The organism is Shinella sp. R2-11 (assembly GCF_055330205.1).
On the sequence record NZ_JBVAPC010000005.1, the window covers coordinates 22,876 to 42,283 of the forward strand.

Annotated in this window: 19 protein-coding genes; 3 read left to right on the plus strand and 16 right to left on the minus strand. The window is 66.5% G+C overall.

Going from position 1 to position 19,408, the window contains the following annotated elements; all coding sequences use genetic code 11:
• Positions 1 to 10: 10 nt before the first annotated feature.
• Entirely contained in the window at positions 11 to 760 is a 750-nt protein-coding gene (gene ubiG / locus ACZ1A1_RS14325) for a bifunctional 2-polyprenyl-6-hydroxyphenol methylase/3-demethylubiquinol 3-O-methyltransferase UbiG (protein ID WP_119258972.1), read from the minus strand.
• Between the two features lie 140 nt (positions 761 to 900).
• Between ubiG and ACZ1A1_RS14330 the strand changes: the two genes are divergently transcribed.
• Positions 901 to 1,656: a metallophosphoesterase family protein gene (locus ACZ1A1_RS14330; RefSeq protein ID WP_463620439.1), complete on the plus strand. Its 756-nt coding sequence runs from the start codon at positions 901 to 903 to the stop codon at positions 1,654 to 1,656.
• Between the two features lie 107 nt (positions 1,657 to 1,763).
• Here the strand turns inward: ACZ1A1_RS14330 and ACZ1A1_RS14335 are convergent, their stop codons facing one another.
• From ACZ1A1_RS14335 to ACZ1A1_RS14375, 9 genes are all read right to left on the minus strand, one after another.
• Positions 1,764 to 3,191 (minus strand): mannose-1-phosphate guanylyltransferase/mannose-6-phosphate isomerase, encoded by a 1,428-nt coding sequence (locus tag ACZ1A1_RS14335; RefSeq protein ID WP_463620440.1) that lies wholly within the window; start codon positions 3,189 to 3,191, stop codon positions 1,764 to 1,766.
• A gap of 205 nt (positions 3,192 to 3,396) precedes the next feature.
• Positions 3,397 to 3,804, minus strand: coding sequence for a F0F1 ATP synthase subunit epsilon (locus ACZ1A1_RS14340; RefSeq protein ID WP_313194710.1), 408 nt, complete (start codon positions 3,802 to 3,804; stop codon positions 3,397 to 3,399).
• 67 nt (positions 3,805 to 3,871) lie between these two features.
• Positions 3,872 to 5,464: a F0F1 ATP synthase subunit beta gene (gene atpD / locus ACZ1A1_RS14345; protein WP_203316699.1), complete on the minus strand. Its 1,593-nt coding sequence runs from the start codon at positions 5,462 to 5,464 to the stop codon at positions 3,872 to 3,874.
• Between the two features lie 26 nt (positions 5,465 to 5,490).
• Positions 5,491 to 6,372, minus strand: coding sequence for a F0F1 ATP synthase subunit gamma (locus ACZ1A1_RS14350; RefSeq protein ID WP_203316700.1), 882 nt, complete (start codon positions 6,370 to 6,372; stop codon positions 5,491 to 5,493).
• A 100-nt stretch (positions 6,373 to 6,472) separates the two neighbouring features.
• On the minus strand, positions 6,473 to 8,002 hold the full coding sequence (gene atpA, locus ACZ1A1_RS14355) for a F0F1 ATP synthase subunit alpha (RefSeq protein ID WP_463620441.1): 1,530 nt from the start codon (positions 8,000 to 8,002) through the stop codon (positions 6,473 to 6,475).
• Positions 8,002 to 8,568: a F0F1 ATP synthase subunit delta gene (locus ACZ1A1_RS14360; protein WP_119258977.1), complete on the minus strand. Its 567-nt coding sequence runs from the start codon at positions 8,566 to 8,568 to the stop codon at positions 8,002 to 8,004. Before ACZ1A1_RS14360 ends, atpA begins: the two co-directional genes overlap by 1 nt.
• A 261-nt stretch (positions 8,569 to 8,829) precedes the next feature.
• Positions 8,830 to 9,213, minus strand: coding sequence for an AGROH133_08824 family phage infection protein (locus ACZ1A1_RS14365; protein ID WP_463620442.1), 384 nt, complete (start codon positions 9,211 to 9,213; stop codon positions 8,830 to 8,832).
• A gap of 104 nt (positions 9,214 to 9,317) precedes the next feature.
• A complete protein-coding gene (locus tag ACZ1A1_RS14370) occupies positions 9,318 to 11,522 on the minus strand; it encodes a primosomal protein N' (protein WP_463620443.1) in 2,205 nt (734 codons plus the stop codon).
• A gap of 58 nt (positions 11,523 to 11,580) precedes the next feature.
• Positions 11,581 to 12,714 (minus strand): AAA family ATPase, encoded by a 1,134-nt coding sequence (locus ACZ1A1_RS14375; protein WP_463620444.1) that lies wholly within the window; start codon positions 12,712 to 12,714, stop codon positions 11,581 to 11,583.
• Between the two features lie 275 nt (positions 12,715 to 12,989).
• On the opposite strand from ACZ1A1_RS14375, the gene ACZ1A1_RS14380 reads away from it, so the two are divergent.
• Together ACZ1A1_RS14380 and ACZ1A1_RS14385 are read left to right on the plus strand one after the other, a co-directional pair.
• Complete coding sequence (locus tag ACZ1A1_RS14380; protein ID WP_463620445.1) at positions 12,990 to 13,925, plus strand: tyrosine recombinase XerC; 936 nt, start codon at positions 12,990 to 12,992, stop codon at positions 13,923 to 13,925.
• Between the two features lie 62 nt (positions 13,926 to 13,987).
• Entirely contained in the window at positions 13,988 to 15,070 is a 1,083-nt protein-coding gene (locus tag ACZ1A1_RS14385; protein WP_463620446.1) for a TraB/GumN family protein, read from the plus strand.
• On the opposite strand, the gene ACZ1A1_RS14390 is transcribed toward ACZ1A1_RS14385, so the two are convergent.
• The 6 genes from ACZ1A1_RS14390 to ACZ1A1_RS14415 all read right to left on the minus strand — a co-directional run bounded on the left by ACZ1A1_RS14390 (position 15,054) and on the right by ACZ1A1_RS14415 (position 19,398).
• Positions 15,054 to 15,548, minus strand: coding sequence for a DUF2867 domain-containing protein (locus tag ACZ1A1_RS14390; RefSeq protein WP_424549522.1), 495 nt, complete (start codon positions 15,546 to 15,548; stop codon positions 15,054 to 15,056). The genes ACZ1A1_RS14385 and ACZ1A1_RS14390 overlap by 17 nt on opposite strands.
• A gap of 82 nt (positions 15,549 to 15,630) precedes the next feature.
• Complete coding sequence (gene lpdA / locus ACZ1A1_RS14395; protein ID WP_463620447.1) at positions 15,631 to 17,037, minus strand: dihydrolipoyl dehydrogenase; 1,407 nt, start codon at positions 17,035 to 17,037, stop codon at positions 15,631 to 15,633.
• Between the two features lie 23 nt (positions 17,038 to 17,060).
• A complete protein-coding gene (locus ACZ1A1_RS14400; protein ID WP_463620448.1) occupies positions 17,061 to 17,813 on the minus strand; it encodes an SDR family oxidoreductase in 753 nt (250 codons plus the stop codon).
• A complete protein-coding gene (locus tag ACZ1A1_RS14405; RefSeq protein WP_463620449.1) occupies positions 17,810 to 18,295 on the minus strand; it encodes a hypothetical protein in 486 nt (161 codons plus the stop codon). The genes ACZ1A1_RS14400 and ACZ1A1_RS14405 overlap by 4 nt, the downstream gene beginning before the upstream one ends.
• A gap of 3 nt (positions 18,296 to 18,298) precedes the next feature.
• Entirely contained in the window at positions 18,299 to 18,940 is a 642-nt protein-coding gene (locus ACZ1A1_RS14410; protein ID WP_463620450.1) for a LysE family translocator, read from the minus strand.
• Positions 18,941 to 18,972: 32 nt separating this feature from the next.
• Positions 18,973 to 19,398 carry an MAPEG family protein gene (locus ACZ1A1_RS14415; protein WP_463620451.1) on the minus strand — a complete coding sequence of 142 codons (426 nt, stop codon included), beginning with the start codon at positions 19,396 to 19,398 and terminating at the stop codon, positions 18,973 to 18,975.
• Positions 19,399 to 19,408 lie beyond the last annotated feature (10 nt).

Sequence of the window (19,408 nt, forward strand, 5' to 3'; positions counted from 1 at the left end):
AATGCGAAGATCAGGCGGACGCGCGGCGCGCGACCAGCATGTAGTTCACGTCCATGTCCTTCGAGAGGTTCCACTGGTTGAGCAGCGGATTGAAGAAGACGCCCGTGCGGTCGGTCACCGTCAGGCCGGATGCCGTGAGCGGCTTTTCGATCTCTTCCGGCCGCACCAGCTTCTCGTATTGATGGGTGCCGCGCGGCAGCCAGCGCAGCACGTTTTCCGCCGCGAAGATCGCCAGCGCCGCCGCCTTCAGCGTGCGGTTGATCGTGGCGACGAACATCATGCCGCCAGGCCGCACCATGGAGGCGCAGGTGCCAAGGAAGAAATCGACATCCGAGACATGCTCGACCACTTCCATGTTGAGCACGACGTCGAAGGTCTCGCCGGCCTCCGCCAGCGCCTCGGCCGTCACCGCGCGGTAATCGACCGGAACGCCGCTGCCGGCCGCATGGGCCTTGGCGATGCCGATATTCTTTTCCGACGCATCCGCACCGAGCACATCCGCCCCCATGCGCGCCATCGGCTCGGAGAGCAGACCCCCGCCGCAGCCGATGTCGAGGATGCGCAGCCCTTCGAGCGGGCGATGGGACCGCGGATCGCGGCCGAACTGGGCGGAGACGAGATCGCGGACATAGGTGAGACGGACCGGGTTGAACTTGTGCAGCGGCCGGAACTTTCCGGTCGGGTCCCACCACTCGGCGGCCATCGCCGAAAAGCGGTCGACTTCCGCCTGGTCGATCGTCGTGCGGGCTGCCTCGCTCATGGCTCGTCTCCTTCGCGTCTTCTCCCCCCGTGAAGTCGGCCTCAACGCGGCGGATGTCAAGAGGGCGAAGTGAAGCGCGGGCCGCCCCTGCGCAGCGCCGAAGCGGCTCTGGACCGCGCCCCGCCCGGGCGGCTATGACAATGGCCATGACACCCCTCACCGCTTCCTCCCGCCGCCAGCGCCTCACCCTTGCCGCCGACCGGCCGCTCATCTACGCCATCGGCGACGTGCACGGCTGCCATGCCGCGCTGCTGGCGCTGGAGGCGCGCATCCGGGAGGATGCGGCCAGCCATCCGGGCGTGCAGCCGCTGATCGTCTATCTCGGCGACTATGTCGACCGCGGCCCGGCCTCGAGCGCCGTGATCGAGCATCTCGCGGCGGAACGCCATGGCGACGGCATCCAGCGCATCGCGCTGTGCGGCAACCATGACGACACGTTCCTGAAATTCATCGCCGATCCGCCGCGGCACCAGCGCTGGCTCGATTTCGGCGGCGATGCGACGCTGCGCTCCTACGGGCTGGAGCCGTCCGGCTATCTCGGCCGTCCCGGCGGCCTGCAAGCTTTGGGTTCAGACCTTCGGGCGCGCATGCCCGCCCGACACATCACCTTCCTGCAAGGCCTGCCGATCGCCGCCCGCTGCGGCGACCGCCTTTTCGTGCATGCGGGCATCCTGCCCGGCGTGCCGCTCTGGCAGCAGGAAGACCACGACATGATGTGGATCCGCGAGCCCTTTCTCAGCGAGGGACCGGGCCTGCCCGTCACCGTCATCCACGGCCACACGGCCGGTCCCGAACCGGTCTTCCGCCCCGGCCGCATCTGCATCGACACGACCTGCTACGCCACCGGCCGCCTGACGGCCCTGAAGGTCACGCCCGACGGCGAGACCCTTCTCTAGAGCAATTCCAGCAAAAGTGCGCAGCGGTTTTGCGGCCGGAATTGCGTAGAAACAAAAGGATAGAGCGTTTTCGCGATTCGGAGAAAAGCGGAAATGCTCTAGCAGGCTCAGCCTCGGCCGAACTCGTCCTCGATGCGAATGATGTCGTCCTCGCCGAGATAGGAGCCGGTCTGGACCTCGATGAGCTCCAGGAGGATCTTGCCCGGATTGGCGAGCCGGTGCATCTCGCCCTGCGGGATATAGACGGATTCATTCTCGCGCAGCGGAATCGTCCTGTCGCCGATCGTCACCTCGGCGGTGCCGCGCACGACGATCCAGTGCTCCGAGCGATGATGGTGCTTCTGCAGCGACAGCCGCTTGCCGGGCGTCACGAAGAGGCGCTTGACCTGGAAGCGCTCGCCGTTCAGCACCGATGTATAGCCGCCCCAGGGGCGATAGGAGGTCGGATGCGTCTCCGTCAGCTTCGCCGTCTTCGGCAGCGCCGCGAGATGCTTCACCAGCTTGCCGACATTCTGGCTGTCCTCCAGCCGCCCGACATAGACGGCGTCCTCGCTGGCGACGACCGCGACATTTTCCAGCCCCTGTACGGCGACATGGATGTCGCGGGAGATCACCAGCGAATTGCGCGTGTCGAGGATCGTCGTGCTGCCGTCGGCGACATTGCCCGCCTCGTCCCGCAGACCGGTCTTCCACACGGAATCCCAGCTGCCGAGATCCGACCAGGAGATCGGCGAAGGCACGACGGCGGCAATGGGCGTCTTCTCGAAGATGGCGTAGTCGACGGAAATGTCCGGCGCGCGGGCGAAGGCCTCGGCGTCCAGCCGCTCGAAATCGAGGTCGTGCTGCGCCTTGGCGACCGCCTCGCTCGCCGCATTCAGCACCTCGGGCGCATATTGCTGCAGCTCGCGCAGGAAATGGCCGACCGGCAGCATGAACATGCCGGAATTCCACAGATAGCCACCCGTCGCCAGCATGGCGACGGCGGTGTCGTGGTCCGGCTTCTCGACGAAGCGGCGCACCGCATGGGCGCCGTTGCCGATCTCCTCGCCGATCTCGATATAGCCGTAGCCGGTCGCCGGCTCCTTGGGCGTGATGCCGAAGGTCACGAGGCGCCCGGTGCGGGCAGCGGCCGCCGCCTTGGCGATGCAGTCGAAATAGGTCGCGTCCGCGTCGATCTCGTGGTCGGAGGCGAGCACCTGCATGATCGCGTCGCTGCCATGGAGGCGGGCGATCAGCGTCGCGGCGGCGGCGAGCGCCGGCGCGGTGTTGCGCGCCACGGGCTCGAGCAAGATGGAGGTCAGCGCCATGTCGACCGCCCGCGCCTGCTCGGCGACGAGGAAGCGGAAATCGCTGTTCGTGACGATGACGGGCGGCTCGTAGAGCGCCTTGTCGGAAACCCGCGCCAGCGACTTCTGGAACAGCGTCGTTTCCCCAAGGAATTCGAGGAACTGCTTGGGCGCCGAAGCGCGCGACAGGGGCCAGAGGCGGGTGCCTTTTCCGCCGGCCATGATGACGGGTACGATCTTGCTGCTCATCCATTCCATCCTGATATCCAGCCGCCGTCATGGCGACCGCATCCCGGCCAATCTCCCCCCGTCCCGTAAAGAAACAGGAAATCGCGCTGGGGTTGTCGGGCCGAGGGCGGGCCATTCTCGCGGAAAGGTAAAGGAGTCCTTCCGCCTGACGCAAGGCAACAAAAAACCCGCCGGAGCGGGTTCGATGTTTTCCATGCGGCCGGTATCAGACCGGCATGACGATGCCCTGGAGCGTCGTCAGCTCGGCGAGATAGGTCTCGATGCCGAACTTCTGGTCGTCCGTCTTCACGTGGTCGAGTTCCTTGCGGGCACTCTCGATACGACGCGTGATGTCGTCGCTGTTGAATTCGTCGACATGGACGGCCGATTCGGCGAGCAGCGTGCAGCCAGTCGGGACGATGTCGGCGAAGCCGCCGAAGACCACGTAGCGGTCCTTCTTGCCGTCGGCCGTCTTCACGGTGACGATGCCCGGCTTGATCGTCGTCATGGTCGGCGCATGGTTGGCCATGACGGTCATCTCGCCCTCGGTCGCCGGGATGACGACTTCGCTGACGCTGCCGGAAACCAGCAGGCGCTCGGGGGAAACGAGTTCAAAGTTGAAACTGTCAGCCATGACCATTCACTTCTTCTGATTTCATACGGCCGGAGAGAAGGGCGCCCGGCTGGGCGCCCGACAATCGTCAAGCGGCTTCAGCAGCCAGCTTCTTGGCCTTCTCGACGGCTTCTTCCATGGAGCCGACCATGTAGAAGGCGGCTTCCGGAAGGTGGTCGTACTCGCCGTTGACGAGGCCCTTGAAGCCCTTGATCGTGTCTTCGAGGGCGACGAGCTTGCCCGGCGAACCGGTGAAGACTTCTGCCACGAAGAACGGCTGGGATAGGAAGCGCTCGATCTTGCGGGCGCGGGCAACGGCCAGCTTGTCGTCTTCCGACAGTTCGTCCATGCCGAGGATGGCGATGATGTCCTGGAGAGCCTTGTAGCGCTGCAGGGTCGTCTGGACCTTGCGGGCGACTTCGTAGTGCTCTTCGCCGACAACCATCGGGTCGAGCATGCGCGAGGTCGAGTCGAGCGGGTCGACGGCCGGGTAGATGCCCTTTTCGGCGATCGAACGCGACAGAACGGTCGTGGCGTCGAGGTGGGCGAACGAGGTTGCCGGCGCGGGGTCGGTCAAGTCGTCGGCGGGAACGTAGATGGCCTGGACCGAGGTGATCGAGCCCTTGGTCGTGGTGGTGATGCGTTCCTGCATCTGGCCCATGTCGGTGGCGAGCGTCGGCTGGTAGCCCACGGCCGACGGGATACGGCCGAGCAGAGCCGACACTTCGGAACCGGCCTGCGTGAAGCGGAAGATGTTGTCGACGAAGAACAGAACGTCCTGGCCCTTGTCGCGGAAGTCTTCTGCGATGGTCAGGCCCGTCAGGGCGACGCGAGCGCGGGCGCCCGGCGGTTCGTTCATCTGGCCGTAGACGAGGGCGGCCTTGGAGCCTTCGCCGCCGCCGAGCTTGTTCACGCCCGATTCGATCATTTCGTGGTAAAGGTCGTTGCCTTCGCGGGTACGCTCACCCACGCCTGCGAACACCGAGTAACCACCGTGCGCCTTGGCGACGTTGTTGATCAGTTCCATGATGAGAACGGTCTTGCCGACGCCTGCGCCGCCGAAGAGGCCGATCTTGCCGCCCTTCGCATAGGGCGCGAGAAGGTCGACGACCTTGATGCCGGTGACGAGGATCTGCGCTTCGGTGGACTGCTCGACATAGGCCGGGGCGTCCTGGTGGATGGCGCGCTTGGCCTTGGTGACGAGCGGGCCGGCTTCGTCGACCGGCTCGCCGATGACGTTCATGATGCGGCCGAGGGTCTCGTCGCCGACCGGAACGGAGATCGGGGCGCCCGTGTCGGTGACCGGCTGGCCGCGGACGAGACCTTCGGTCGAGTCCATGGCGATCGTGCGGACGGTGTTCTCGCCGAGGTGCTGGGCGACTTCGAGAACGAGGCGGTTGCCATTGTTGTCGGTTTCCAGCGCGTTCAGGATGAGCGGCAGGTCGCCGTCGAAGGCGACGTCGACGACGGCGCCGATAACCTGGGTAACGCGACCGGTCGCGACGGCTGCAACCGGAGCCGCCGCCTTGGTCGCAGCGGTCTTCGCGGCCGGTGCCTTTGCCTTGGCGGCAGCGGCCGAAGCCTTGGTTGCCGCTGCGGCCGGAGCCGCCGCCGTTACCGTCTTGCTCGCAGCCGGCTTCTTCGCCGCTGCGGTGTCCTTCGGGGTAGCTGCCTTAGCCATATCTCTTACCCTCTTTGTCCTGGTCCTTAGAGCGCTTCGGCGCCCGAGATGATTTCGATGAGTTCCTTGGTGATCTGAGCCTGGCGCTGACGGTTGTAGTTGAGCGTCAGCTTGTTGATCATCTCACCGGCATTGCGGGTCGCGTTGTCCATGGCGCTCATCTTGGCGCCCATTTCGCCGGCGACGTTCTCGAGCAGGGCCCGGAAGATCTGAACCGAAATGTTGCGCGGGATGAGGTCGCCGAGGATCGCGCTGGCGTCCGGCTCGTAGTCGTAGATCGCCGTTGCGCCGGTCGTCTCGGCAGCGACCGCGGGAGCGGAGGCCGGGATGAGCTGGAGCGCGGTCGGGATCTGCGCGATGACCGACTTGAACTCGGAATAGAACAGCGTGCAGACGTCGAATTCGCCCTGCTCGAAGAGACCGATGACCTTGCGGCCGATCTCGTCGGCATTGGAGAAGCCGATGCGCTTGACTTCGCGAAGGTCGACGCGGTCGATGATCAGCGAAGCGAATTCGCGGCGCAGGATATCGAAGCCCTTCTTGCCCACGCAGATGATCTTGACCGTCTTGCCGCTCGCCAGAAGCTTGCGGGTATGGTCACGCGCCAGACGCGCGATCTGCGAGTTGAAGCCGCCGCACAGGCCGCGTTCGGCCGTGCAGACGACGAGCAGATGAACCTGGTCCTTGCCCGTGCCGGTCATCAGGCGCGGCGCCGAATCGTCCTGGCCAACGGCCTGGGCGATGTTGGCGAGAACGGCGCTCATGCGCTGCGAATAGGGCCGGGCGGCCTCGGCCGCTTCCTGGGCACGCCGAAGCTTCGCCGCGGCGACCATCTTCATCGCCTTGGTGATCTTCTGCGTCGCCTTGACGGAGGCGATCCGGTTTTTCAGATCCTTAAGTGAAGGCATCCGTTTTCCGTCCTGTAACACGATCCGGAAGGATCATGCGTCAAATCCAAAGTTCGGGGCGCCTGCGCGCCTCATGGCGCGCAGGGCTTGAACCGTCAGCTCAGCCGAAGGTCTTGGCGAAGGCGTCGAGAGCAGCCTTGAGCTTGCCCTTCGTGTCGTCGCTGATGGCCTTGTCGGTGCGGATCGTGTCGAGGATAGCCTTGCCCTCGGAACGCATGTAGCCGAGCAGGCCCTGCTCAAACTTGCCGACCTGGGCAACGGCGATCTTGTCGAGGTAGCCGTTGACACCGGCGAAGATCACGACGACCTGCTCTTCCGTCTTCAGCGGCGAGAACTGCGGCTGCTTGAGGAGTTCGGTCAGGCGTGCACCGCGGTTGAGAAGGCGCTGCGTCGCGGCGTCGAGGTCCGAGCCGAACTGGGCGAAGGCTGCCATTTCGCGATACTGGGCAAGCTCGCCCTTGATCGAGCCGGCGACCTGCTTCATCGCCTTGATCTGTGCGGACGAGCCCACGCGGGAAACCGACAGGCCGACGTTAACGGCCGGGCGGATACCCTGGTAGAACAGGTCCGTTTCAAGGAAGATCTGGCCGTCGGTGATCGAGATCACGTTGGTCGGGATGAAGGCCGAAACGTCGTTGCCCTGGGTTTCGATGACCGGCAGGGCCGTCAGCGAACCGGCGCCCATCTCGTCGTTGAGCTTTGCAGCGCGCTCGAGAAGGCGGGAATGCAGGTAGAAGACGTCGCCCGGATAGGCTTCGCGGCCCGGCGGGCGGCGCAGCAGCAGCGACATCTGGCGGTAGGAGACGGCCTGCTTGGAAAGGTCGTCATAGCCGATGAGGGCGTGCTGGCCGTTGTCACGGAAGTATTCGCCCATCGCGCAGCCGGCGAACGGTGCGAGATACTGCATCGGCGCCGGGTCGGAGGCCGTTGCGGCAACGATGATCGAGTACTGGAGAGCGCCGCGCTCTTCGAGGACCTTCACGAACTGGGCGACGGTCGAACGCTTCTGGCCGATAGCGACGTAGACGCAGTACAGCTTGTCGCCGTCCGGGCCGTTGTCGTGGATCGCCTTCTGGTTCAGGATCGTGTCCAGGATGATGGCGGTCTTGCCGGTCTGGCGGTCGCCGATGACCAGTTCGCGCTGACCGCGGCCGACCGGGATGAGGGCGTCGATGGCCTTGAGGCCGGTCGACATCGGCTCATGAACCGACTTGCGCGGGATGATGCCCGGAGCCTTGACATCGACGCGGGCGCGCTGCTTGGCGTTGATCGGGCCCTTGCCGTCGATCGGGTTGCCGAGCGCGTCGACGACGCGGCCGAGCAGTTCCGGACCAACCGGAACGTCAACGATGGCGCCGGTCCGCTTGACGGTGTCGCCTTCCTTGATGTCACGGTCCGAACCGAAGATAACGACGCCGACATTGTCGCTTTCCAGGTTCAGCGCCATGCCGCGGATGCCACCGGGGAACTCCACCATTTCACCGGCCTGGACATTGTCGAGGCCGTAAACGCGGGCGATGCCGTCACCGACGGAGAGCACCTGACCGACTTCCGAGACTTCCGCCTCTTTGCCGAAATTTTTGATCTGATCTTTGAGAATTGCGGAAATTTCCGCGGCGCGGATATCCATCAGCCGACCTCTTTCAGTGCAAGCTTAAGGGTAGAGAGTTTGGTGCGAAGGGAGGTGTCGATCTGGCGGGACCCGACCTTGACGATCAGACCACCGAGAATGGACGGGTCGACGGTGACGGCAACCGCCACGTCTTTGCCGGTGACGCCTTTCAGCGCCGCCTTCAATTCGTTTTCCTGCGCTGCGGTCAGCGCATGGGCCGAGGTGACGTCGGCCGTGATTTCGCCGCGGGCGCGGGCCGCGATGACGCGGTATGCCTTGATCATGCCGGGAACGGCGAAGAGGCGGCGATTGGACGCGACCACCTTGAGGAAGTTCGCCACGAGGCCCGTGATGCCGGCCTTTGCGGCGACGGCGGCGATGGCCTTGGTCTGATCTTCGGCGGAGAAGACGGGGCTGGCGATCAGCCGCTTCAGGTCGTCGCTTTCGTCGATCAGCGCCTGGAAGCGGGCGAGATCGGCACCGACACTGTCAGCCGAACCGGCTTCCTGAGCGAGGTCGAAAAGCGAAGACGCGTATCTTTCTGCAACACCGGAAACAAGCTGGGATGTGTCTGCCACGGGCACAAGCTTCTCTTCTTATCATTCAAGAAGCAGGGCAGTAGCGAAGCTACGGTCCTAACCCCCTGAAATCGTTGCGGTAATCTTCAGCTCCCACAGGCTTTTGCGCCCGCTTTTTCTGAATTTCGCGGTTCGTCTAGCATACGAAACCCGGACTCGCAACACGCCGGACGCAGGAATGCGCCATAAGTCGGCCACAGTCGGGGCAAAAGTTGACTGCGCGTGGTCTATTTACGCCTCTGCGGGCCTCGCGGCCCGGTTTTCCGGTCAGATGAAGCCGAAGGCGTAGCCGAGCGGCAGGGCGGCGAGCACCGCCTGCACGAGGAGCGAAAGAAGGTTCTTCAGCGAGAAGGACCGGTCCGACATCAGGGAAAGGATGCGGCCGAAGGCGGCCAGCGCGAAACCGCCGCCGATGGCCATGTAGATCCAGCTCTGCGCCATCATCAGCGCCACGATCGCAAGCCCCGCATGAAAGCCGCCGGCCGAACGGGCGAAGGCATAGGCCTCCCGGCTGCCCTCCTTCGGCTGGAGCCCGGCGAATTTCAGCGCCGTACCCGGCGCGAAGAGCACGAAGAGGCCAAAAAGCCCCGTGACGATGGCCGCGCAGAACGCCAGGAGCTCGCCCGTCTCGGTGGGGATGTAGAATTCCATCTGGCGCCTCTCCCGTCGATTGCCGCGGCTTTTCTATCGCACAGGCGCCCGGCGCGCAGAAGCACGCGGGGCCAATTCGCACAACTCTTTGTTAACCTTGCGCCTCACAGGAAACTCTGCGGGTCGATATCGAGCTGGACCTGGAGCGAGGCCCGCTCCCTGGGCCCGTTCGCCAGCATCGTGCGCAGGAAGGTCTGCATGTCGCTGCCCCGCCGGCCATGGACGAGCAGGCGGAAGCGATGGCGGCCCCGCACCAGCGCCAGCGGCGCCTCCGCCGGACCGAGGATCGAGATGCCGTCGACATGGGGCGCGGCCTGCCGCAGCCCCCGCGCATGCGCTTCCGCCTCGCCGCGGCTGTCGGCCGAGACGATGACCGAGGCGAGCCGTCCGAACGGCGGCAGCAGCGCCTTTTCCCGCTCGCCGATCTCGCGGTCGTAGAAGGCTTCCGCATCGCCCGAGACGATGGCCTGCATGACGGGATGGGCCGGCTGGTAGGTCTGGATGAGGCCGTGGCTCTTGAGGCCCGAGCGCCCGGCGCGGCCCGTCACCTGCGAGAGAAGCTGGAACGTCCGCTCCGCCGCGCGCGGATCGCCATTGGAAAGGCCGAGATCGGCGTCCACCACCCCGACCAGCGACATCAGCGGGAAATTGTGCCCCTTGGCGACGAGCTGCGTGCCGATGACGATATCCGCCTCGCCTCGCGCGATGGCCTCCAGTTCCAGCCTGAGGCGCTTGACGCCCATGAGGTCGGAGGAAAGCACGATGGTCCGCGCTTCGGGAAAATGCCGCTCCACCTCCTCCGCGATGCGCTCGACGCCCGGCCCGCAGGCCGCCAGATGGTCGAAGGTGCCGCATTCCGGGCAGGCCTCTGGCGTGCGCTCGGCATAGCCACAATGGTGGCACTGGATCTGCCCGCGGAACCGGTGCTCGACCAGCCAGCTCGAGCATTGCGGGCACTGGAAGCGATGGCCGCAGACCCGGCAGAGCGTCAGCGGCGCATAGCCGCGCCGGTTGAGGAAGAGCAGCGCCTGCTCCTGCTTCTCGATGGTGCGGGCGATGCCGCGCAGGAGGATCGGTGAAAGAAAGCCGCCGCGCGCCGGCGGATGGCGGCGCATGTCGATGAGGTGCAGGTCCGGCAGCGCCGCATCGCCGTAGCGCGTCGGCAGGTGCAGTTTCCGGTAGCGCCCGACCTCGCTGTTGACCCGGCTTTCGACCGAAGGCGTCGCGGAGACGAGCACGGCCGGGAAATCGCCGATACGCGCCCGCACCACCGCCATGTCGCGGGCATTGTAGAAGACGCGGTCTTCCTGCTTGTAGGCCGGGTCGTGCTCCTCGTCGACGATGACGAGGCCGAGATTCTCGAAGGGCAGGAACAGCGCCGAGCGCGCGCCCGCCACGACCCGCACGTCGCCCGTCGTTACCTGCCGCCAGACCTTTTCGCGGATGCGCGGGGCGAGATCGGAATGCCACTCCGCCGGCTTGGCGCCGAAACGGTCGTGGAAGCGTTCGAGGAAGCTCGCCGTCAGCGCGATCTCCGGCAGCAGGATCAGCACCTGCCGGCCCTGCCGCAGCGTCTCGGCGATCGCCTCGAAATAGACCTCCGTCTTGCCCGAGCCGGTGATGCCGTCGATCAGCGAGACGGAAAAGCCGCCCGTGCGCACGCTCTCGACCAGATCGGCCGCGCTCTCCGTCTGCGGCCCTTCGAGCCGCGGGGCGACATAATCGGGATCGGGCGCGGCCACCACCGGCGGCGGCGGCAGGAAGACGGTCTCGAAGCTGCCCTGCTTCACCAGCCCGTCGATGACGCTCGTCGACGTGCCGGAGGCATGGGCAAGGCCCGATCGGGTCCAGGGAATGCCGTCCTCGACCATTTCCAATACGCGCTCGCGCGCGCTCGTCAGCCGCTCCGGCCGGTGGCCGGTGAAGCGCAGCCCCTCGATCATCGGTTCGGGATCGAAGGCCGCCGGCGCGCGCAGCGCCATGCGGGCGACGAGGCCCGGCGGCGTCACCGTATAGGCGGAGACCCAGTCGAGGAAATCGCGCATCTCCTTGGAGAGCGGCGGGCAGTCGAAGACCTTCTCGATGGGCCGCAGCTTCTTCGGATCGACTCTGCCGTCATCCCCGCCGTCCCAGACGACGCCGGCGACGAGGCGCGGGCCGAGCGGCACCTGCACGATGGAGCCCGGCTCCACCGCCATGCCCTCCGGCACCGTATAGGAATAGGCGACGGCCGTCGGCACCGGCACCAGGACGGGCACGGTGCGCGGAAAAAGCCTTTCCCCGAAAAGGTTGGTCGAATCGCTGCTCATTTCCCGCGAACATGCCCCCGCCGGCGCGCAAAGAGAACCGCAAAGATCGCCGCGCCGCTCATTCGTCCTCGTCCATTTCGCCGGTGAGCCGCATGCCGTCGATCCAGGTGGCGCCGTCATGGCGCACGACGCGCTTCGCCCGCGCCCCGCAGCGCGCCTCCACCTCCTGCGCTAGCCGTTCGGAATGGGTGACGATCCAGATCTGGCTCGTCTCCGCTGCCCGTGCGATCATTCCGGCGAGCGGCGGCAGCATGTCGGGATGAAGGCTCGCCTCCGGCTCGTTGAGCGCGATCAGCGGCGGCGTGCGGTAGGAAAGCAGCGCGGCGGCGAGCGAAAGGAAGCGGATCTGCCCGTCGGAAAGCTCGCGCGGCTGGAAGACGCGCTGAGGAAACTGCGGGAAGACGAGGCCGAAGGACGCGAATTCCTCCGGCTCCGGCACGGAAAGCTTCGCCCCGCCGAAGGCCTCCGCGACGGCGCGGTCGAGATCGACCGTATCCTCCCGCGTCCATACGAGCGTCGCGAAGACCGCCGCCATGTTGGCGCCGTCCTCGTCGAGCAGCGGCGCGGTGACGGCAAGGCAGGGCTGGCGTAGCGCCGAGCCGCGATCCGAGCGGAAGCCGTGGAAGAAGCGCCATTGCGAGACGGCACGGCGGAAGGTTCCGATCTCGGGATAGTGCCCGGCATCGCCGAGAAGGGCGATCGCGGTTTCCGAGGTCAGCGCCTGCTCGGGATGCTCGACCATGCGCCCGGTCTCGTCCCGGACCATGATCCCCGGCCCGGCGCGCTTCATCACCGTCACCGGCCGGCGGCCGGTCTCGATGGAAAGCTCCTCGGCCTTCACCTGCGGCTCGAAGGCGAAGCCTGCTGAGGCCTTCGGCGGGCGCAACCCCGCCTCGACGCGGTAGCGGAAGGTGATCGCCCGGTCCTCGTCGAGCAGTTCCGTCTCCAGCCGGATGCGCACCGGCTCGTTGGCCCGCCGCCTGCCGGTCCACAGCGCCGAGGCCATGCCGCCTTCCGCCGCGATCTCGTGGGCGAAGGTGCCGCGCACCGCGGCCTGCACCAGTTGCAACGAGCGGTAGAGGTTCGATTTGCCGGCTCCGTTCTCGCCGACGAACAGGTTCACCCGCCCGAGATCCATGCGGATCGAGCGGAGCGACCGGTAGTTTTCGGCGGACATGGAACGAAGCAGCATGCGCTTACCCGGATGCGGAAGAAAGCTCTCTCTATACGAGCCACCATGTCTAGAGGAAGGCGACGGTGCTTGCCCAGCCCCGGGGCGGAACGTTAGCAATTCCTTAGCCATGCATCGCCCATCCTGTCCCGAACGTCAGAAGGCGCACGTGCAAGGAAGGCGTCTCTCCATCCCCTCATCCGACCCTTCGGGCCACCTTCTCCCCGAGGGGAGAAGGAAAGGGCGGAAACCTCGAATTCCCTATGCGATAGCCTTGCAAATGCCGGAGGCAGGACATGACCGAACTTCTCATCATCGCCGATCCGGCGCTCATGGCCGAGCGGCAGGGCTGGCTTGCGGCGCTTGCCGGTGAGCGCCGGCTTTCCGACAACACGCTGGAAGCCTATGAGCGCGACACGCGCCAGTTCCTCGCCTTTCTCACCGAGCATATCGCCGCCCCTGCCCGCCTCAAGGACATCGAGGCCCTGCGCCCGGCGGACCTGCGCGGCTTCCTCGCCGCCCGCCGCCGCGAAGGCGCCGGTGCGCGCACGCTCGGCCGCGGCCTTGCAGGCCTGCGCTCCTTCCTGCGCCATCTCGAGCGCAAGGGCCTTGCCAATGCCGCGGGCGCCACCGCGGTGCGCTCGCCTAAGCAGCCGAAATCCCTGCCCAAGCCGCTGTCGGACCGGCAGGCCATCGCCGTCGTCGATGCCCATGAGCAACTGGCCGAGGAGCCCTGGATCCGCGTGCGCAATGCGGCCGTCCTCGCCCTCCTCTACGGCTGCGGCCTGCGCATCTCCGAGGCGCTGTCGCTGACGCCCGCCGATTTTGCCGGCAGCCCCGCATCGCTGCGCATCACCGGCAAGGGCGGCAAGACGCGCATCGTGCCGCTGATTACGCCGGCCCGCACGGGCGTCGAGGACTATATCGAGCTCTGCCCCTACCAGCTCGGTGAAGACGGGCCGCTCTTCCGCGGCGCGCGCGGAGGCCCCCTGCAGCCCGCCATCATCCAGCGCGAGATGCAGAAGCTGCGTGGCGCGCTCGGCCTGCCGGACAGCGCGACGCCGCATGCGCTGCGCCATTCCTTCGCCACGCATCTCCTTGCCGGCGGCGGGGATCTACGCACCATCCAGGAACTGCTCGGCCATGCCAGCCTTTCCACCACGCAGGTCTATACCGGCGTCGATTCGGCGCGCCTGCTCGAAATCTACGACCGCGCCCATCCCCGCGCCTGATTCGTTAAGGGATTGTGAGGAGGACGACGGCTAGGGTCGGGCGAAATTCGGAGCGTTCGACCATGACAGTCCTTCTTCACAAAACCCGACTGGCGCTCGCCGACCGGGCCGCCGATGCGGGCCTCTGGCTGCTCGCCGCCATCAACGTCCTCCTCGCCCTGTCCTTCCTCCTCGTGCTGGCGACCCTTTCCCCGGCGCATGCCCAGGAACCGCCGGCCTGCGGCGGCGAGAACCTGCTGGTCCAGTACGAGAAGGACGATCCCGCCGGCTATGCGAAGCTGCGCGCCGAGGCCGATGCGCTGCCCAACGGCAAGGGCATCTTCTGGAAGATCGAGAAGGATGGCCGCCCCGCCTCCTGGCTGCTCGGCACCATGCATGTGACGGATCCGCGCGTGCTCGCGATGCCGGAAGCCGCCCGCACCGCCTATGCCGCGGCTTCGACGGTCATCGTCGAATCGGACGAGATTGCCGACGAGAAGAAGGCCGGCGCGACGATCATGGCCCGCCCGGACCTCACCATGTTCGCGGGCGGCAAGTCCATCACCGACTTCATCGACAAGGCCGAAGCGGAAAGGCTGGCGGAGGGCCTGAAGAGCCGCGGCCTGTCGCTTGCCGCCGTCAGCCGCATGAAGCCGTGGATGATCGCCAGCTTCGTCGCGCTGCCGGCCTGCGAGATCGCCCGCAAGACGGCCGGCGCCGCCTTCCTCGACCAGCGCCTCGCCAAGGACGCGCTTGCCGAAGGCAAGACGCTGAAGGGCCTCGAAACGCTCATCGAGCAGATTTCCGCCCTCGATTCCCTGCCGGTCGAGCCGCAGATCCAGGGCCTCGTGCAGACGGTCGAGCTCGGCGACAAGCTGACGGACGTCATCGAGACGATGAGCCAGCTCTATCTCGCCGGCGACACCGGCATGATCATGCCCATGATGCGCGCCGCCGCGCCCGAGACGACCGAGGACGCGAAGGCCTATGCGGATTTCGAGCAGCGCATCATCGTCGACCGCAACCATGTCATGGCGACGCGCGCCGCGCCGATCCTTGCGGAAGGCAATGTCTTCATGGCCGTCGGCGCGCTGCATCTGGCAGGCCCGGAAGGCGTCGTCGAACTGCTGCGCAAGGAAGGTTTTTCGGTCACCGCGGTGAAGTGAGGACCCGCTCGCCGATGCCCGACAGCATTCTGCGCACGATCAGCTTGTGGAACGGCATGACCACGGCGAGATAGAGCCGGCCGATCAGGTTGTTGCGATGGACCAGCGTCATCACGGAAAGGGTCTGGCCGCTCGGCCGGTCCTGCAGCACGTCGATGACGATGCGGAAATCGAGATGCCGGTCGTCGAAGCCGAGGACGACCCGGCCGTCGCTGGCGCTCACCACCGGGAAACCGCCGATCTCCGTCTCCGACGTCGCCACCCTTTCCGCCGCGCCCTTGAGGCCGAAGGGCGCCACCAGCGCATTGCGCAGCACCATGAGCCTGCGCACCCAGCCCGGCGGATGCTCCAGCGCCAGCCGCGCCGCCTCCCGCGCCGTCAGCCCCTCGACCGCAAGGCCGAGCGTGAAGCGATCCGCCCAGTCGGCGGCGGGAAGGATGGGATGGGGCAGCGAGACGGGTCTCGACACGGGCGACATGCAGGCCTCCTTGAACGCCCGCATGCTGCGCCTGTTCGACCGGGCAGGACAGGCGGCCGGTTGTCGCAGCCGCCTGTCGCCATCACATGTGGATCGGCTTGGCGAAGGTCGCGAGCGCGGCTTCCTTGACGGCTTCCGACATGGTCGGATGCGCATGGCAGGTGCGGCCGAGGTCTTCCGAGGAGCCGCCGAATTCCATGAGGACAGCCGCCTCGTGGATCATCTCGCCGGCGCCGAAGCCGACGATGTGGACGCCGAGCACGCGGTCCGTCTCCTTGTCTGCCAGCACCTTCACGAAGCCGTCCGTCGCCAGCATGGCGCGGGCGCGGCCGTTGGCGGTGAAGGGGAACTTGCCGACCTTGTAGGCGATGCCAGCGGCCTTCAGCTCCTCTTCCGTCTTGCCGACGGAGGCGACTTCCGGCTGGGTGTAGACGACGCCGGGGATGACGTCGTAGTTCACATGGCCGGCCTGGCCGGCAAGGATCTCGGCGACGGCGACGCCCTCGTCCTCCGCCTTGTGGGCGAGCATCGGGCCGCGCACCACGTCGCCGAGCGCGTAGATGCCGGGAACGTTGGTCTGGAAGTGCTTGTCGATCTCGACACGGCCGCGGCTGTCGAGCGCGATGCCGGCTTCCTTGAGGCCGAGGCCTTCCGTGTAGGGCTTGCGGCCCGTGGCGATCAGCACGACGTCGGCGTCGATGGTGGTGGCGTCGCCCCCCTTGACGGGCTCGAAGGTCACCTTGGCGCCGGAGCCGGACTTCGTAACGCCCGTCACCTTGGCGCCGAGCTTGAAGTCCATGCCCTGCTTGGCGAGCATGCGCTGGAACTGCTTGGAGACCTCGCCGTCCATGCCGCCGAGGATGGCGTCGAGATATTCGACGACCGTGACCTTGGCGCCGAGGCGGGCCCAGACCGAGCCGAGCTCCAGGCCGATCACACCGCCGCCGACGACCACCAGATGGCCCGGCACCTTGTCGAGCGCGATGCCGCCCGTCGAGGAGACGATGACTTTCTCGTCGATCTCGACCGGAACGCCCGGAATGCCCGCGACGTCCGACCCCGTGGCGATCACGATGGCCTTCGTCTCCAGGACCTGTTCCTCGCCCTTGTCGCTGGTGACGGAGACCTTGCCCGCGCCCAGCACCTTGCCGGTGCCCTGGATGCCGTCGATCTTGTTCTTCTTGAAGAGGAAGGCGACGCCGTCGACATTCGACTTCACGGTCGCATCCTTGTGCGCCATCATCTTCGACAGGTTCAGCGTGGGCTTCACGCCCTCGATGCCGAGCGCCTCCATGCCGTGGGCGGCGTGGCTGTAGGTCTCGGAGGCGTGCAGCAGCGCCTTGGAGGGGATGCAGCCAATATTGAGGCAGGTGCCGCCATAGGTCGCGCGCTTCTCGACGACGGCGACCTTAAGACCGAGCTGGGCCGCCTTGATGGCGCAGACATAGCCGCCGGGGCCGGAACCGATAACGATGAGATCATATGCCATGGCAAGTCCTTCCTGTGCGGGGCCTAGCGGCCGCCGCTGACGTTGAGGGCGGCACCCGTCACATAGGATGCCGCGTCGGAGAGAAGATAGAGAATGGAGTGGGCGACCTCGTCGGCCGTGCCCGGCCGCTGCATCGGGATCAGCGAGGCCATCTCGCGCGCCCGGTCCGGCAGGCCGCCGGAAGCGTGGATCTCGGTGTCGATGATGCCGGGGCGCACGAGATTGACCCGGATGCCCTCGGCCGCGACCTCGCGGGCAAGGCCGATGGTGAAGCTCTCGATGGCGCCCTTGCTGGCGGCGTAGTCGACATATTGCCCCGCCCCGCCGAGCTGCGCGGCGACCGACGAGACATTGACGATGGAACCGCCCTCTCCGCCATGGCGCGTCGACATGCGGCGCACGGCTTCCTGCGCGCAGCGGATCGCCCCCATGACGTTGACCGCGAACATGCGCTCCAGCCGCTCGGCCGACATCTCGTCGACGCGCTGCGGCGTGGCGACGATGCCCGCATTGTTCACGAGGCCGTCCAGCCGGCCGAAAGTACCGTCGATGGTCGAGAAGATATTGGCAAGGCCAAGCTCGCTGCCGACATCGCCCTGAACGGGGATTGCCGAGCCGCCGGCATCGCGGATCTCCGCCACCACCGCCTCGGCCGCCGCGACATTGGAAACGTAGTTCACCGCGACCTGCCAGCCGGCCGCGCCCGCCATGCGGCAGACGCTTGCGCCGATACCGCGGCTGCCGCCGGTGACGAGAAGAACGGGCGCCTCGCTCATGCCTTGCATCCCTTCCGCTTGAAGACGTCCCACGGCACGGCGCTCGCCTTGCCCTCGTCCCAGAGTTTCGAATAGCGCAGCGAGGCGCCGAAGCCGGAAAGAAGCAGGGTTTCGGCCGCCGGCTTGCCCTCTTCCGGCAGGAGCGCGGCATCGCCGCCGGCAAGGGCGTAGATCACGCCTTCCCAGACGGTGCAGGCGGCGATCTCCTCGCCGGTGGAATCGCCCTCGGGGCAATCGTGCATGACCATGCCGTTCGAGCGCGCCGGATCGCCCGGCATGAGGATGCCGTCGAGCACCGTATTGCTGGCCAGGACCTTCAGCTTGAAATGATGGCTCGTCACCGCGGCGTCGGAGCCGACAGGTTCGAAGGCGAGCTCATAGCCCCCGTCGCGATCCGCATAGACCGCATGCTCCTGCCGGCATTCCGCCGCGGAGGCGGCGGTCGCGGCGAGCAATCCGGCAAGGACGAGGGCGGCGCGCATTCCTCAGTGGGCCTTTTCCGTGGCGAGCTTGATGCCGAGCGCGATGAAGACGAGGCCGCTCGTGCGGTCGATCCACTGGCTCATGCGCGAGAAGGCGGCCCGCATCCTCGGCGTCGTCATGAACAGCGAGACGCCGACGAACCAGGCGATGAGGCAGGTCGCCATGACGAGGCCGTAGCCGAACTTGACGGCGATCGGCGTATGGGCGCCGACGACCGTCGAGAAGATCGACAGGAAGAAGAAGACGGCCTTGGGATTGAGCGCATTGGCAAGGAAGCCGAGGCCGAAGGCGTGCAGCGCCGTCTGCCGGCCCCTGTCCTCCTCGCCGCCCATCGCCTCGACGGAAAGATCGGCCTTGCCGGCGCGCAACGCCTTGATGCCGATATAGACGAGATAGGCGACGCCGCACCACTTCACGATGTTGAAGAGGTAGATCGACTGCGAGATGATGAGGCCGAGGCCGAGGATCGTATAGGTGACATGCAGCATCAGCGCCGCGCCGATGCCGAAGGACGTGACGATCGCCGCGCGCCGCCCCTGCACGATGGACTGGCGCATGACCATGGCAAGGTCCGCGCCGGGCGAGACGATGGCGAAGGCGAAGATCGCCATCAGGGAAGCGAGTTCGAAGAGATAGGGATGCATCGCATCTGCTCCGTTTCAGGCGCAAGCCGCCGTCAAGAGACCAGCGCCACGAACATCGCGGCAAGGCCCAGCATCGAGCCGACCCATGCCAGCGAGCGGACATAGGGCACGCCAGCCAGATAGAGCGGAATGTAGACGATACGGCAGGCAAACCACAACCAGGCGCCGCCGATGCCCCAGCCGGAGGCATCGCCTTTCAGCGCGAGGGCCAGCGCCAGCGCGATGAAGGCCGGATAGGTCTCGCGGAAATTGCCGGATGCCCGCGCGGCGCGGCCGGCGATCTTGCCCGAAGGCGTAAAGTCCACGTCGCGCGGCCCGGGATTCCACGATGCGCCCAGCGTCCTTGCGGCTTCCGCGCTCGTCGTGAAGGCCTGCAGCATGACATGGACGGCGAGGAGGACGGCGCTCCAGCCGACCATCGGCAGGAAAGGCGATGCGGAAAGGGAGGGCAGGTCCATGGCGATTGCG

What these genes read in the sequence shown, in the direction of transcription:
- ubiG (WP_119258972.1), bottom strand. Translation starts at nt 760, where the DNA reads ATGAGCGAGGCAGCCCGCACGACGATCGACCAGGCGGAAGTCGACCGC.
- ACZ1A1_RS14330 (WP_463620439.1), top strand. Translation starts at nt 901, where the DNA reads ATGGCCATGACACCCCTCACCGCTTCCTCCCGCCGCCAGCGCCTCACC.
- ACZ1A1_RS14335 (WP_463620440.1), bottom strand. Translation starts at nt 3,191, where the DNA reads ATGAGCAGCAAGATCGTACCCGTCATCATGGCCGGCGGAAAAGGCACC.
- ACZ1A1_RS14340 (WP_313194710.1), bottom strand. Translation starts at nt 3,804, where the DNA reads ATGGCTGACAGTTTCAACTTTGAACTCGTTTCCCCCGAGCGCCTGCTG.
- atpD (WP_203316699.1), bottom strand. Translation starts at nt 5,464, where the DNA reads ATGGCTAAGGCAGCTACCCCGAAGGACACCGCAGCGGCGAAGAAGCCG.
- ACZ1A1_RS14350 (WP_203316700.1), bottom strand. Translation starts at nt 6,372, where the DNA reads ATGCCTTCACTTAAGGATCTGAAAAACCGGATCGCCTCCGTCAAGGCG.
- atpA (WP_463620441.1), bottom strand. Translation starts at nt 8,002, where the DNA reads ATGGATATCCGCGCCGCGGAAATTTCCGCAATTCTCAAAGATCAGATC.
- ACZ1A1_RS14365 (WP_463620442.1), bottom strand. Translation starts at nt 9,213, where the DNA reads ATGGAATTCTACATCCCCACCGAGACGGGCGAGCTCCTGGCGTTCTGC.
- ACZ1A1_RS14370 (WP_463620443.1), bottom strand. Translation starts at nt 11,522, where the DNA reads ATGAGCAGCGATTCGACCAACCTTTTCGGGGAAAGGCTTTTTCCGCGC.
- ACZ1A1_RS14375 (WP_463620444.1), bottom strand. Translation starts at nt 12,714, where the DNA reads ATGCTGCTTCGTTCCATGTCCGCCGAAAACTACCGGTCGCTCCGCTCG.
- ACZ1A1_RS14380 (WP_463620445.1), top strand. Translation starts at nt 12,990, where the DNA reads ATGACCGAACTTCTCATCATCGCCGATCCGGCGCTCATGGCCGAGCGG.
- ACZ1A1_RS14385 (WP_463620446.1), top strand. Translation starts at nt 13,988, where the DNA reads ATGACAGTCCTTCTTCACAAAACCCGACTGGCGCTCGCCGACCGGGCC.
- ACZ1A1_RS14390 (WP_424549522.1), bottom strand. Translation starts at nt 15,548, where the DNA reads ATGTCGCCCGTGTCGAGACCCGTCTCGCTGCCCCATCCCATCCTTCCC.
- lpdA (WP_463620447.1), bottom strand. Translation starts at nt 17,037, where the DNA reads ATGGCATATGATCTCATCGTTATCGGTTCCGGCCCCGGCGGCTATGTC.
- ACZ1A1_RS14400 (WP_463620448.1), bottom strand. Translation starts at nt 17,813, where the DNA reads ATGAGCGAGGCGCCCGTTCTTCTCGTCACCGGCGGCAGCCGCGGTATC.
- ACZ1A1_RS14405 (WP_463620449.1), bottom strand. Translation starts at nt 18,295, where the DNA reads ATGCGCGCCGCCCTCGTCCTTGCCGGATTGCTCGCCGCGACCGCCGCC.
- ACZ1A1_RS14410 (WP_463620450.1), bottom strand. Translation starts at nt 18,940, where the DNA reads ATGCATCCCTATCTCTTCGAACTCGCTTCCCTGATGGCGATCTTCGCC.
- ACZ1A1_RS14415 (WP_463620451.1), bottom strand. Translation starts at nt 19,398, where the DNA reads ATGGACCTGCCCTCCCTTTCCGCATCGCCTTTCCTGCCGATGGTCGGC.